This window comes from Desulfuromusa ferrireducens, assembly GCF_055389805.1.
Window position 1 is genome coordinate 1456293 of sequence record NZ_AP042415.1, and the last position, 14631, is coordinate 1470923.

Here is a 14631-nt window from a genome sequence, read left to right on the forward strand (position 1 = left end):
AAGTGAAAAAGATTATCGGCTGTTTGGTCCTTTTGACTCTGTCCATGTTGCTGTTCGGTTGCGGTGAAAATCGCACTGCCGACAACGCGGCAGAAAGCAAACTGATTGCTGTCCAGGGGGTGGTGGTTGCACCGCTGGAAGAAACCTACCTGTATATCTATAAAGAAGGGATGGACCTCTATGGTCCGGCCTTTGCGCGCTCACCAGCAACCGGTGTCGATGGTTCCTTCGAGCTGAAGCTGCCAGCAGGGGACTATCTTGCTGTGGCACGCAAACGTCAGGGGGCAGAGACGGTTGGTCCGGTTGTCGCCGGGGATTACCGCAGTGAATTTTTGCAGCTGAAAGTTCACGATGGGATGTCCGAACTGACCCTATTGGTGCCGAAAAAGGTCGGCGACGAGCGCCGCTTAAGTGGTGATGCGATTGTCGGAAAGACCGGCTTGGCGGGACGGATCACCGATGCCGACGGTCAACCGGTTGCGGATGCGCGGGTGCAGGTTTACAACCATGTGCAGATGTCGGAACGACCCAAGTATGTTTCCAGCAAGACCGACCCTGATGGTCGCTACCAGCTGCTGCTGCCCGAAGGGGGGACCTATTATCTCTGCGCGCGCGATAAGTTCGGTGGTCCGCCCAAATTGGGAGATCTGTACGGTCGTTTTGATCAGGGGACCATCGAACCTTCGGCGGTTGTCGTTCGCCTCGGTGAGATTGTGACAAAAGTAGATATCACCGTGAACAAGGTCTGGTAATGAAACTGTTATTGCTGGCAATACTGCTGTCGCTGGTCGGCTGTCAGCAGCTGGGCGAGAGCATCTCGCTGGATGAAATTACCGGCAAGGCCCGTACCGGGGATCGATCCTCGATTGAGCGCTTGGTCGGTCTGCTCGGCAGTGATGGCGAGTTGACCAATGATCGGGTTTATAGCGTGCTGGTTGCCTTGACGTCAGCGGAAGTGGTGCCGGTGTTGCTGCCGGCGGTGGCGAGTCGTGATCGCGTGCAGCGCGAGTATGTCATTGCCGCCCTCGGTAATCATCGGGCTGCCGAGGCGATCGAACCGATTGCGGCCGTTTTGGTTAATCCGCAACTCAAGCGCCGTTATGTTGCTGCCTGGGCCCTGGGTGAGATCTCTTCTCCGAGCTGTGTTGCCCCTTTACTGCATGCGCTCTCCGATTCCGAAGCGGAGGTACGCAAGGCCGCGACCCGCGCGTTGATCAAATTAAACCGGCTGGCGACCGAGCCTTTGCTCGCTTTTTTACCCGGTGCCGCGCCACTGGCTGCCGCTGGAGCTATTCGGGCTTTGGGGGATATCGCTGATCCGCGTGCCTTTGCTGTGCTGGCTGCGCAAGTTGCCGGTGAAAACCGCGCTGATGTTGTTTTGGCTCTCGGCAAGTTGCAGGATCCGCAGGCTGAACCGCTGTTGGTGGCTGCTTTGGCCGACCACGAATGGCGGGTGCGGATGAATGCGTCGATGGCGTTGGCCGTGATCGGCAGCAAAGACTCGGTGGCACCGCTGGAGGTTGCGCTTGAGGATGAGGTCAATGTGGTGCGTGAGTGGGCGGCGCGCAGCCTCGAGACGGTGAGCGGAGAGCGTTATCGCTACCGCAATGAAGTCGGTGAGCTGGTCGCACCCTACAATATCTATCACTGAAAGAGAGTTTTTGCATCGCGATTTATTGCGCATTAAGGGGCTTGGTCCCCTGTTGAGATCTCCCTGGTTCTGGCGGATTTGCCGCCTGTTGCTGCTCGGGCTGTTGCTGTTGATGATTGCCTACGGCTGGCACCAGCACGCGATTCCAGGGGTGGCGACCACCGATCCGCTGATGTACACCAATCTGGCTACCTACGGGCTTTGGGTGCTGTGGCTGATGGGGGTGGTGTTTGTTGCTTTGTTGTTTGGGCGGCTCTGGTGCTCCTTTTGCCCGCTCGGCTGGTTGAACGGATTGGTCTCGCGTAGCGGCTTCAAGCTTGCTTTGCCGCAGTGGCTGCAGAATTATTTTCCGGTCACCTTGGTGCTGATAATTCTCCAACTAGCGGTTTATCTGCTGTCGATCCATCGTTTTCCTGATTACACCGCCGTACTGCTGGCGACCACCTTAGGCTTGGTGCTGCTCTGTGGGGTATTGTTTCGCCAGCGTGCCTTCTGTAGCTTGTTTTGTCCGGCCGGTGCGGTGCTGGCGCTCTATGCGCGGGTCGCGCCTTTTCAACTGCGGGTCGGAGAGATGGCGGTTTGTGATAGCTGCGACAGCCGTCAATGTGTCTCTGAAGAACCTCTCTGGCGCCGATTTGAGTGGGGCCGCGGGGTGTTTTTCTGGAACTCCCTGCGGCCCGGCTGTCCGGTAAATTTGCACCCACAACAGCTCAGTGATGATGCCGGCTGTACGCTCTGTCTGCAGTGCGTGGATAATTGCGCCTCGGGTAATCTGCGTCTCGGCTTCCGTCCCTGGCTGGCCGAATTGGGACAACGTGGCTTGAATTCTGGCGAAACGCTGTTCATGGTGGTGTTGCTCGGGATGCTGACGGCCAGCTTCAGCAAGGTGAATATTCCTCTGCGGGAAATTCTCTTCTGGGTGCCACAACAGAGTGCGCTATTGCTCGGCTGGCAGTCTCCCGGTTATTCATTGCTGGCCGCGGTCTGGGTCACTTTGCTGTTGCCACTGTTACTGCTGTTGCCGGGGCTGTTGTTGTTTCGCCTGCGTCATCTGCGCAGTTCGCTGCAGCCAGCAGGGCCAGCGCCTGAAGAGTTCCAAACCGAGCTGCCAACAGCTGGGAGAGAAACCCATTTTTGGATTGATCTCGGCCAGTTGTTGCTGCCCTTTATTCCCTTACTGCTCACTGCCCATCTGCTGCTGGCGTTGGTCAAGTTAAATGCCAAGGGCGCGTATTTGCCACTGGTCCTGCAAGATCCCAGCGGTGTGCAAAGCTATCTGGCGATAGAGGTGATGCAGACGATTGCCCAGCCGGGCGGATTGATCTCTCTTGAGCTGTTGAAGTGGTTGGCCTTGGCCGTGCTCCTGCTTGGCTATGCCGTCAGCCTTTTGGCCGCGCAACGGGTTTCCCGCAAGGCCTTTGCAGGGAAATCTGCTCGCCACTTTTTTCTCGCCTCCTTTGTGGGGCTAAGTTTTACCGCCGGGCTTTATCTTGACACCTTGATCCAGTGGTTGTTTGTCCGTTAGTGGCCGTTTGTTTTTCCTGTCCGCCGAACTATAATTGCCCCTTTTCATTGTTGGAATAAACTTATCCTTCTGAGCTTTTTGTGCTTAGCCTTGCTCTCCCTTTCCTTAATGTCTAAACGTAAGCCCTCTTATTTACTGTAGGAATAGAGAGCGCCATAGCCCGTCCCTTTCTCTTGTTTGGGTTGGAATGGCGTGAAAACTCTCAGCAGAATACCTTTTGTTTGCAGTTGTATGCGCTTATCTTGATGTTTTTAATATAACAACAATATGCAGGTTCCTGTAATTACAAAGTAAGTATTCATTGTGTGAGAGATCTCTAAGTGATATTAATAAACCATTAAATAATTGTAATATGCTAGTCGTGTCTTGTTCGCTTCGTTTAGTAGCAATCAGCAGTTATTGATTGGCCGGGGGGCAACCGGGAAAACGCTTGGGGGTATCCTTGTTTACGAAAAATTTATTGCTGAGTGAATTGACGATATTCAGAGTTGCGGTCTGCTTTGTCCTTCTGTTCCTTTTTGGACTAGTCTCTGATGTGCTGGCTGACACTGTCGCCGGCACCGCCACCGCAACGGTAGTCAACCGCGGTCTGACCATCGAGGCACCCTATACTGGAGATGCTGAAGGCGACAACACCCTGCTGATTGAGTGGGGTCTGGATGGTGGCGCCTGGACGGACAGCGTATCGTTGTCTCATGCCGCCAGTCCTTACATTAAAACTATCGGTCCGCTGATCAACGGCACCGCCTACCAGGTTCGTATCACTTATCAGGACCCGCCTGCTGGCGATATCGTTCAGCTGTTGACCGGTCTGGCCCCCTACAACCCCTTGCTGCACAATTCCCTCTCGACCGGCTCGAGCAAATGGTCCGTCGATGGCGGCTGGGGGATTGCCGCCGGCAGGTACGGAGAATTCAGTTGCAATACCTGTCACCTCAGTGGCAGCAGCAATATCAAGCAGGTTCGAACTGTTATCAGTACGCCTGCTACGCTCAAGGGAACTCTGCCGGGCGATGGTCAGGCGATCTCATTTCTCAGCGCGGTCAACGGTTCCGCCGATTTGGGCGATGACGGTATCGTTCGTGTTACTTCGGATAAGATCTGCGAAACCTGTCACAGAGCCAATAAATTTCACAATTACGCTTTGGCGGACAATACCTCCAACGGACATCAGAATAAGACCGACTGCCTGCTTTGCCACAAACATAGTCAAGGTTTTTCCACCGGCGGCTGCTCCGGTTGTCACGGTGGCGGCACCAGCGGTAGCGAAGAGGAAAACTTCTGGCCGGATGATTCCAACGCTAACGATGAAAATGATGCTGGCCGGCATGCGGCTCATATCGAGCTGTTGGCGCAGAAGGTTTATACGGTGTCGGCAACCGCCTTGCTAAATGATGTCGATTCGGAGACCAAGCAAGTGGATCTGTGTGGCTACTGTCATGTCACTCCCGGTGAGGACGCCGATCATGCTGCTAGTCTGCCGGCCGATACTGCTTTCCATCCGCTCTGGGACAAGGCTGCTGCCGATGCTGGTGCAGGTTACAGTTTAGGCAATTGCAGCAACATCGATTGTCATAACAATCAGGCGACTGGAACCGGAACCTACGGTTGGTATGATGCCGCCAGCGGCAGTTGTGTCATGTGTCACAGTGGTGGCGGTGCTAATAGCGCCACGACGGCTAATCCGAGCAGTGGTCTGCATAATCTGACTGCTGCCAATACCATTTCCCACGACGGTGCTTTTGGCGCTGGGAATGTTTTTAACTGTGAAAGTTGCCACGTAAAGGCGAATATCGCTGCTCACCTCGACGGTGCGGCCAAGAGCGGTAATTACACCGGTGTCGAGGTGGGTATCAATGTCGCCACTATGTATACCGATGTCGGTGGGATCGCCGCTAATCGCGGCTCCTGCATCGGGACCGCTTCCATGGCCGGCTGTCATAGTGACGGCGGCAACTGGCAGCGCCTCTGGACCACCGAGGCCGATGTTGATATCGTTGCCAGCCCCAATCCCGGGCAGCCGGCCTGTAATGTTTGTCACGGCCAGTTCGGCTCCTGGAACCTGGGAACCAGCCATGCCGGGACCTACGGCGGCGCTGCTTCAACCCGGGGCAATACTCATAACCGGGGTGACATAACGGCAACCGCCTGCAAAGACTGTCACAATTACCTTTATTATGAAGAAGCTGTTTACGATTACGCTGCTAAGCATCGTAACGACTTGATCACCATGAATGATACTGGGATTGGTGGAACCTGCGATGTCACTGTTGACATCCATGGGGTGCGCTGCAACTCCTGCCATACCAATGATGAGGATCCGGCGGCAGAAGGAACCAGAACTTACACCGTTTCGGATTTTGCTCTTGAGCAGAAACCGGCCGCCCCCGCGCCGGATGGCACCTGTTTTGGCGGTATTGTCGGTTGCCACGGTGATGCAGAGACGCATTGGTGGCCATCAGGTGATACAACTAATCCGGCCAGCCATCCGAACCGTACCGGTTCTCACATTGCCCATACCATGACCCTCGGTACCCTGGTTGCGGAAGCCAGAGCCGTGCCGGGCACTGTTCCGACCGATGCTGATTTAAACGGCACCTGTCGCTTTTGTCACCCCATGGTGCTGAACGGCTCGGGTGTCTGGGCATCCAAGAGCCACAAAAACGGTGTCACCGAACTTTATGGTGGTTACCGGTTCTCCGGTGCCAACGCCGATGGCACCATCGCTTCCGGCGATCCTTTAATCGGCGCCAGCTGGAACAAATACGATACCAACCCCGACGACGGCTACCTCTATCAACTCGATGATCCGACCAATCCGGGGATCCTTTACCCCCTTGACACAGACGCCGAATACCGCCAGTACCTCTATGACTACCGCACCAATTCAGCGCTCGATCACGGCACCTGTGCTCAGGTTGCTTGTCACAGCAATACCCCCTTTACGCCCCAATGGTTCGGTGACGAGCAAGCCCCTGGCAAAATTACTGACCTGATCGGTTACACCCACAACCAGGATGCGGCAGTCCACGATATTTACCAGTATGATGCGCCGGGTACGGTCCATCTTTACTGGACGGCACCGGGCGATAACGGTGACTTCAGCGGCCTCGCCTACGAGTACGAGGTCTATTACAAGGAAAGTCCGATCATCGATGGCGAACTCATTGGCGCCACCCGCGCCGGTGGTGCAGCCACGGTGCTGCGTCATGGGGAGCAGCAGGAGATGGTGGTCGATGGTCTGACGCCGGGTACCCCGTACTGGTTTGCGGTGGTGACCAAGGATCAGCCGCGCTACAAAGATACTGACCATAACGATACTTACGAAACCTTTTTTGCTGATGGTAACCGGTCGCTGGTTGGTGCCACCGCGTCGTCGGTCCCGGCCCATAGCGATAACCTCGCCCCGATCTTCTGGGGCGTTGACGAGGCGCACAGCCACGATACTGGCGGAGCCGTTAATCTCTCCTGGGGTTCGGCCCGCGACCACAGCCTGCCGATCACCTACCTGGTCTACTGGAGCGGCTATTCGCTGAAGACCCATTTGGCTCACGGTGGCACTTTACCGGTCCTGGCCAAACCTGCCCAGTATGACGGTGGGGTCCATAGCTTCTACTACAACGACGCTACACCGCCGACTGCTGGCACGCTTGAGACGCATGATTATCGCATCGATGTCAGTACCACCAGGGGAATACATTACCAGGTGGCCGGGCTGGATACCGGGGTGTTGTATAATTTCAAGGTCCGGGCCGAAGACGGCGTTGGCAATATCGATGATAATGGGGTGGTCTCCATGACCATGGCGAAGCGTATGCCCCAGGAGACCGAACGCACGGTGATGGCTGTTTTGAGCGGGACGAATGGGCTGGCTCAGACCGATCCGGTGAGTCCCACCTGGGGGTTGACGGGGACCATCGCGCTGGCGAATAACCAGTCTGTCACCTTCACCGACACGGCTGACCTGGATGGGGTCAGCGCTCGCGAGACCTGGGTTCATGGGATCAGCGTCAATCTGACGGCGACTAACGGCGACCGGAGGCTCGCCCAGGAATTCCAGGTGCAACTCGGCTACGATAACGGATCCTTCATGGCCATCGGTTCCCCGGTCACGGTCGATCTTGGGCGTAGGGCCTCGCGGGTCGTGAAGGTCGGTTTGTCGGCCAATCAGGGCGTAGTCCCTGCGAATGCCAACCTGGCTGTGCGGATCACCAGCACCGTACCTGCTTCGGCAAGCACTGCACTTATCACCTTTGCCTGGGGGGATGATGCCAAAAAGGGGCAGTTGATGGTCACCGCCCAGCCGATCAACCACCAGCCGAGCGCCTCGGTCCTCGGCCCGTTGAGTCGGGCTGCCGGTGGCTATATCGATATTACCTGGACTCCTTCGAATGACGGTACACCGTCCGACGAGGGACAGACCCTGCATTACGATGTTTTGGGTTCGGCAGACAATGGTGTCACCTGGCCCTATGTGATCGGCACCGGTCTGACCGACGCCGATGCACTCGCTGGTGTGCGCTGGGATACCGTCGGTGATGGCCTCGACCGCTTGAACGGTAGCGGCATTTTCAACGCTAAGGTACGGGTCGAGGCCTCGGACGGCTATCTCTACGAAACCACACCGGGATCTACTGTCTGGATCAGTCACCGGTCAACCGAGTCCGCTACCATAGCGCTCGACAACAGCCAGGATGACGAGCCGCCAGCGGCGGTGTATATCAGCCATGCCGAGCCGCGGCCGAAACAGGGGGCGATTTACCTGCACTGGATCGCGGTCGGCAATGACGGCTACAACCATGGTACCCGGGCGTCTTACTATGACATCCGTTTCCGCAAGACCGCCGACGGCGATCTGGTTACCAACTGGAACGCTGCTGGCACCGTACCGGTGGAAGGTGAGCCGGTGCCCGGTTTCTCCGGCCGGGCTGAGGAATTTGAACTGCTCAACATGCCGCCGGATACCAGTCATAGTGTCGCCATCGTCACCTGTGATGCCGGCGAAGACGATATCGCTAATAATACTGATGATAACTGTTCCGGCCTGAGCAATGTCTATACCATTACCAGCGGTCAGTACGGTTGCGGGATCTGTCACTCCACGCCGCCGGACGAGCCGGATACCAAGGGCGTCCACCAACAGCACGGCTACACCCTGGAGGACTGTGCCAAATGTCATGGCGACGGCACCGGCCCGGATGACGGCATCGGCGCGCCCGGCGCCAATGACGTAACCAAGTACGATCGCCGCCATTACGACGGGGTGATCAACATCGGCTGGGCCAAGGATGCCACCGGCGATCATCTGCTGCTGGCAAAAATCCTCCCCACCGACACCAGCAATGTCACAGTTGTCCAGGGTGGCATAACCATCTACAACGATCCTGACGGTGCCGGCGGCTTCAACTCGGCCGGAGTTTACAGCGCGACGGCCAACACCGACAGTGGCCGCTGCATGAATTTCATCGGTGCCAACGCTACCGGTTGTCACGGTCCCTTCACACCGCAATGGGCGCCCGATACGGTTGTGCCGAATCCGGCCGAACCGACCTGTGCCGATTGCCACGGAAGCAAGGAGATCGTTAACAAACTAGATCCCCTCTACAGAGGTGAAGATCCCTATGAGCGGATCTGGGACGACAGCAATGAAGTGGGAGTCCCTTCCGAACAGGTCCTGGCCTCGCCGCCTACGGGTAGCTACGGGGGTACCAGCACGGACGAGCGCTATGTCGGCGCCCACGAGCGGCATCTCAACGCCTCGTTCCGATTCGCCAAGGGCGACTCCTGCCGTCTCTGCCACCAGGACACCATGGAGCTTGGCCTGCATGCCGATGGTATCGTCGATGTCCTCTTCGACCCGATTGCCGACCAGGATGCGGCAACGGCGGCGACCGTTGTGGAAGGGGGCAGCGTCGCTACCACGGGCGTCACCTGTGGCAGTATGAACAACGCCTACTGTCACGACGGGGACGCCAACTGGGCCGTGCCGGGGGCCAAGTGCAACAGCTGCCACGGCCAGGCAACCAAGGCTTACAACCCCGGCGACCCGGACACAGTCGACAAGTCGAACTATATCGGCCATGTCTGGGACGGCGGTATCGCCCGCGAATGCACCCATTGCCATGTCGCCGGTCACCCGCAATCGCCCGATGGTATCACCTCCGGTGATCCGGACGCCCTGCTGCTTAATAACAACCCGGCAATCGGCATCAACTACCGCTCGGGAGGTGTGCATCTGCGGCAATATTCCGGCAACCCCACCGATGTGAATGGGGCGGTAGCCTATCGTGAGATTTACAGTGGCGGGGCGATCGACACCCTGGCCGAGACCTGCTGGGCCTGCCATGAGGACAACGGTATCTCCGAGTGGGGGACCAATGTCAGTGTCGCCACCGGCAACAGCAACTACAACTTCGGCACCCTCAACCAAAGCGCCTGGACCGGCGCGGTCTGGCAGAGCGGTTATCCGGTGAAATTCGCCTACAAGAAGGGGATTATCCAGTCGACCCACTCCACCGATCCGACCGGCACTTCGCAGGTGGAATGGGACGCCGCCAATGGCCGCTATAACGAGACGGCCGACCCGATCGCCAGGATCCGCTGCTCCAACTGCCACGATGTGCATGACAACAACCTGGCTGACGGCGATACCATGACCGGTCGTCCCTACCTGCGCGGCACCTGGATGAGTAACCCCTACGAGGAGGATGGTGCGCCTTTCGTCCAGGACTATACCGCGTACAACAAGTACGGCGCTGTTCCGCGCGGCGGGACCGCTTACGGGCAACTGGGCGGCTACTATATCGATCAGAACAACGTGCTTCCGGGCACCGGGAGTGGCGCGACGCCGACCGTCGATCATTACCCGACTTCCGGCTGGACAGTGCAGTCCTCGGCGGGACTCTGTGTCCTTTGCCACGGCGATAATATCGATGAGATGGACCAGAAAACTGGCGAAAATCTCTGGCTTGGCACCAACGGCCATGCCAACTCCGCCCTGGGTGGAGCACTGGCCGGGGCCGCCAATATTTTCGATTATACCCACGGTCGTCCTGCTCCGATAGCGTATGCTCTGGCTAGCTCGGCAACGTACACCGCAATGGTCCCCGACATGGGCTACATGAGACAGGGAGAGGAGGACAAGGCCAAGGGCGTGGGCTACCGCGGTGTTTACAGCACAAGCTACACGGGGAGTTATCTCCCTCCCATAAGCAGCTTGAATTATGCTTACGACGACTACGACTGGGGTGCCTCGGTTGATGCTGACTCTACGGACCTCATGTACCATCAGTTCTCCTGCTCCAAGTGCCACAACCCGCACGCCTCGCGGCTGCCGAAGCTGATGATCACCAACTGCCTCGATATCCGGCATAATAGTTGGGACGATGCCAAGAGCACGGCGCAGACCAAGTACACACATGCATCGTTGAGCGCGGTCGACAGCGGAAAGAAGGCCGCCTACTACGCTTCGGCGCAGAACTGCCACCGCTACGATGCCAGCCGCAGCACCGATCTGCTCAAGGGCGGCTGGAACAAGGTCACCCCGTGGGAGATAGATAATTTACCATAATACCGACTCACCTTAATCGGGGGCCGGGACCAGTCGGGAGAGTCCTGGTGTTGTGTTGAGGATATGGACCGATGACGATGGAAGAAATATTGTGAAAACTGTACTGCTGAAAATTTGTCTGCTGCTGGCGCTAAGCGGTTTGCTCGGCTGCGCCGCTACGAGCGTGGAGCCGCCGCCAACGCCGCTACAGATTACCCCGGATATCCCCGGTGCCATTAAATTGGAATGCCAAGGGGCTAATCGGCTGGGCTGCCGGTACAAGGGACGTATCTTCCCGTGGAACGCCTGGGTCGAAGCCAAAGGCTATAATTCCAAACAATACGCGGTCAAGGATGTGATTCGCTCCGGCAACCAGGCTGTGGTGCTGGTTGTGGAACGCTAGGAGGGGGAAAGAGTGAATAGCAACCTGCTGAAATTTCTACTGACCTGGTTGGTTCTGTCGACAGTTTTGCTCGCTTGTAGCGATCAGGGGCGAACCGTGGTGGCAGAGTCGGCGGAGTGTCGCTGTAAAAATATCGCTGATATCGAGGCCGCTGCAAAGGTTGGTTGTGAGCTTGAGCGGCAAGAGAGATGCCGAAAAATTGCCCAGCGCAAGCAAACATCTTCAGCCTTGCAGGCTTTGCAGCGGATCGTCTGTGGTTATGAGGGCATGACCGGCTGCTGTCCGAAAAAAATGGCCGACTTTGATCGGGGCGACTATCTGTTCAATTCGGATGACATGCTCAGTCTTTTGCCGGTCGGGACCACCGCCTGGATTGATTTGCCGGTTGATGCCAGTGCCTACCGGATCTGGATTTTGCGTGAAGGCGCTGCGGTCGCTTATTGGATAAGCAAAGATTGTGCGGTTATCAACAAGATTGAACCAAGTAAACTGTTGGGGCAGATGCAGGCAGACTATACGGTTGTCGCGCAGAAGCAGCGGTTGATGTTCGTGCAGCGTAATTCACGGGTATCGACATTGTAGTTATCCGGAGCTGTTGAGGGTCGCCTGAAGGCTTACCGGTCAATAAAAACAATATCCACAGAAAGCACAGAACTCACGGAAAAATCTAGTTCTTATAAATTCAGTGGCTTCCGTGTTTTCAGTGGACAAAAACTGAAGAATTAAAGCAACACTGATTTTTGGTGGAGCGAAGTAGGGAACCATATATTGTTTTTCAGGAGGTTGTGATATTTATCGTCGCAAGGGTTCCTTTAAGGGCTCTTGCTATTTTTTTGTTTTGCAGGGCAACTGCCACCAAGTAAATTGTCGGTTTGGGGAGAATTTATAAAAGGTTGGTTGCCAGGAAGTCTCATCAGGGGTAAATTACCATTTTTGTGATAGGTCTGCCTTTAAGCGGAGGGGATGATGAGTCTTACCAGAGGTCAAGGGCTGCTGTTTAATGCGATCTTCCTCCTTTCCGGATTTTGCGCCTTGGTCTATGAAGTCCTTTGGACAAAATGCCTTTCTCTCACTTTTGGCACCACGATTCTTGCGGCCAGTATCGTCGCAGCGACCTTTATGGCTGGCCTGGCTATCGGCAGCTATGCTCTGGGGCGTTACTCCGACCGCGATGTCAACTTGTTGCGGATTTATGCCCTGCTGGAAGTCGGGATTGCCGTTAGTGCCTTGTTGTTTGCCCCGACTCTTTCCATCGTTGAGCAGGTCTATGTCAAACTGGGACATGCCTATCCCGATTGGCCCGGTTTGCTCAGCGGGTTAAATTTCTTTTTCTCTGCTATTTTGTTGTTGCCGCCAACGATTTTTATGGGTGGCACTTTTCCCTTGATCTGTCGTTTTTATGCCCGGAGGAAATCAGGCGGACAGATCGGTCGACTCTATGCACTCAATACCGCTGGCGCAACAATCGGTGCTTTTGCTGCAGGCTTTTTGTTGATCCCTACCTTTGGCTTGTCTGCTACTGGCTACTTTGCCGTAGCGTTGAATCTTTTTATTGCTGTTGTCGCTTTTCGGCTGTCTCAGGATTCACGGCAGGGCCTCGTTATGCCGGCAGGTGCCCCTTTTTTGCAGCCGCTTCGGCACCATACAATTCTCATCAGTGTCGGTTTTATAGGATTTTTTTCCCTTGCCTATGAAATCCTCTGGACCCGCGTATTTCTCCTGTTTCTCGGTAATACCAGCTATGCCTTTGCCCTGATGCTCAGCGCTTATCTGGTCGGGATTGCTTTTGGCGGCGCTCTCTATGCCAAACTTGCGCACCCCGGTATGGATGAAAAGAAAATCTTCGTTTATCTGACCACCTTGATGGGGGTCGTGATTCTGGTCACGGTGCCTTTTTATGACCGGCTGCCCAAGGTTTTTCTCGTCGCTCATGAGCTGGCCGGAAACCACTGGTGGCTTTTAACGCTGCTCTCCTTTCTGATTGTCTTTGCGACCATGGCGGTACCGACCATTCTCTCAGGAGCCCTGTTACCGGCGGCGGTTGCAATCCTTGATCCGGGCAGAACGCATACCGGGGAAGGGGTTGGTTTGGTAGTGCTGCACAACACGGTCGGTGCGGTTTTCGGCAGTTTGATCGCCGGATTTGTCTTGATCCCTTCTTTCGGTACCTTGGATAGTTTTCGTCTGCTGGCGATTATTAATATTGCCTTGGCGGTGAATCTGCTCTTGAGCTTTGGTCGGTTGCGCAAATCAGGTGTCGCGATTTTTGCTCTGGTTGCAGTCGGCGCGGTGTTTGTCTACATCCCGGTTCATTGGGACCAAAAGCTGATGAATAGTGGTGTTTATTGCTATGCGACCAAATACCTGCGCATGGGTGGGCTCGATGAAGTATTAAAGCAGGAGAGCATCCTTGATGTGGTCGAGGGGACCGATACTACGGTTGCGGTTCACGAGAGTAACAATGGCAGCTTCCGTTTTTTTACTGTCAACGGCAAGACCGATGGTGGTACCGGGCAGGATATGTCGACCCAGACTTTGGTCGGTCAACTGCCGTTGCTGTTGCACCCGCAGCCGCAAGAGGTTTTGGTGATCGGGCTTGGTACCGGCATTACCCTACGCGGTATGAGTTCGCATCCGACCGAAAAGATCGACTGTGTCGAGGTTTCTCCGGGAGTGGTCGAGGCTTCGGCCTATTTTGTTGAAGCGAACGGTCGGGCGTTAGAGGATCCGAAAATCAATCTCATTGTTCGCGATGGACGTAACCTGCTGATGAGCCATCCGCAGCGTTACGACGTAATTGTCTCTGAGCCTTCCAATCCTTGGCAGACGGGTAATGCCAACCTGTTTACCGCCGATTTTTATCAACTGGCCGTAGAACGGCTCAAGCCGGGTGGCATCTTCTGTCAATGGGTCGGTCTATATGACATTACCACTGAAAATCTGCAGCTGCTGACGCGCACCTTTCTGCAATATTTTCCCAAGGTGATGGCGTTTAAAGCCGGTTCGGATATGGTGCTGGTTGGTGCTCAACACGAATTGGTTCTCGACTATCAGCAGTTGCGGCAGCGGATGAACAATCCGGAAATCAGGTCAGTACTAGCTCCACTGGGGGTGACCAGTCCGGGGGATCTGGTCGCCGGTCATTACCTTTTTTCGGATGAAGCCTTGCGCAACTTTTCTGGTCCCGGGGTCCACAATACCGATGATAATTCGATTCTCGAATATTCGGCCAGGTACAATCTGGGCGAAAAAACCCTTGGCGAACATCAGCAGCAGAATGTTGCTGCCCTGCTCAAGGCCCAGAAAAAAGTGATGATCCCGCTGGTCAATCTGGGGGCGTCACAATCCGATGTTGCTCGGGTCTTCAGAGAGTTGGCCAAGGGGTATGAGAAAAATGGCCGCAGTGCTGAAGCGGCGCATTTTATGAAAAAAGCCGCAGCTCTCAGCCAGGTCCCACGTGGTTAACCCCTCTATCCCTCTGAGTAATACCTCAAATGTTGATC

7 protein-coding genes are annotated in these 14631 nt (G+C 55.8%); all 7 read left to right on the top strand.

The window, feature by feature from the left end; genetic code table 11:
* Positions 1-2 precede the first annotated feature (2 nt).
* The 7 genes from ACZ5PT_RS06700 (at position 3) to ACZ5PT_RS06730 (ending at position 14593) form a co-directional block, all read left to right on the top strand.
* On the top strand, positions 3-752 hold the full coding sequence (locus ACZ5PT_RS06700; protein WP_464266036.1) for a carboxypeptidase-like regulatory domain-containing protein: 750 nt from the start codon (positions 3-5) through the stop codon (positions 750-752).
* Positions 752-1651, top strand: a complete 900-nt coding sequence (locus tag ACZ5PT_RS06705; protein WP_464266037.1) for a HEAT repeat domain-containing protein — start codon at positions 752-754, stop codon at positions 1649-1651. Before ACZ5PT_RS06700 ends, ACZ5PT_RS06705 begins: the two co-directional genes overlap by 1 nt.
* Positions 1652-1703: 52 nt before the next feature.
* Positions 1704-3176, top strand: a complete 1473-nt coding sequence (locus ACZ5PT_RS06710) for a 4Fe-4S binding protein (protein WP_464266038.1) — start codon at positions 1704-1706, stop codon at positions 3174-3176.
* Between the two features lie 442 nt (positions 3177-3618).
* A complete protein-coding gene (locus ACZ5PT_RS06715) occupies positions 3619-10746 on the top strand; it encodes a fibronectin type III domain-containing protein (protein WP_464266039.1) in 7128 nt (2375 codons plus the stop codon).
* 91 nt (positions 10747-10837) lie between these two features.
* The gene (locus ACZ5PT_RS06720) at positions 10838-11128 is read left to right on the top strand and encodes a hypothetical protein (protein WP_464266040.1); all 291 of its coding nucleotides are present in this window, start codon (positions 10838-10840) and stop codon (positions 11126-11128) included.
* 12 nt (positions 11129-11140) lie between these two features.
* Complete coding sequence (locus tag ACZ5PT_RS06725) at positions 11141-11710, top strand: hypothetical protein (protein ID WP_464266041.1); 570 nt, start codon at positions 11141-11143, stop codon at positions 11708-11710.
* 384 nt (positions 11711-12094) lie between these two features.
* Complete coding sequence (locus ACZ5PT_RS06730; RefSeq protein ID WP_464266042.1) at positions 12095-14593, top strand: fused MFS/spermidine synthase; 2499 nt, start codon at positions 12095-12097, stop codon at positions 14591-14593.
* Positions 14594-14631: the final 38 nt, after the last annotated feature.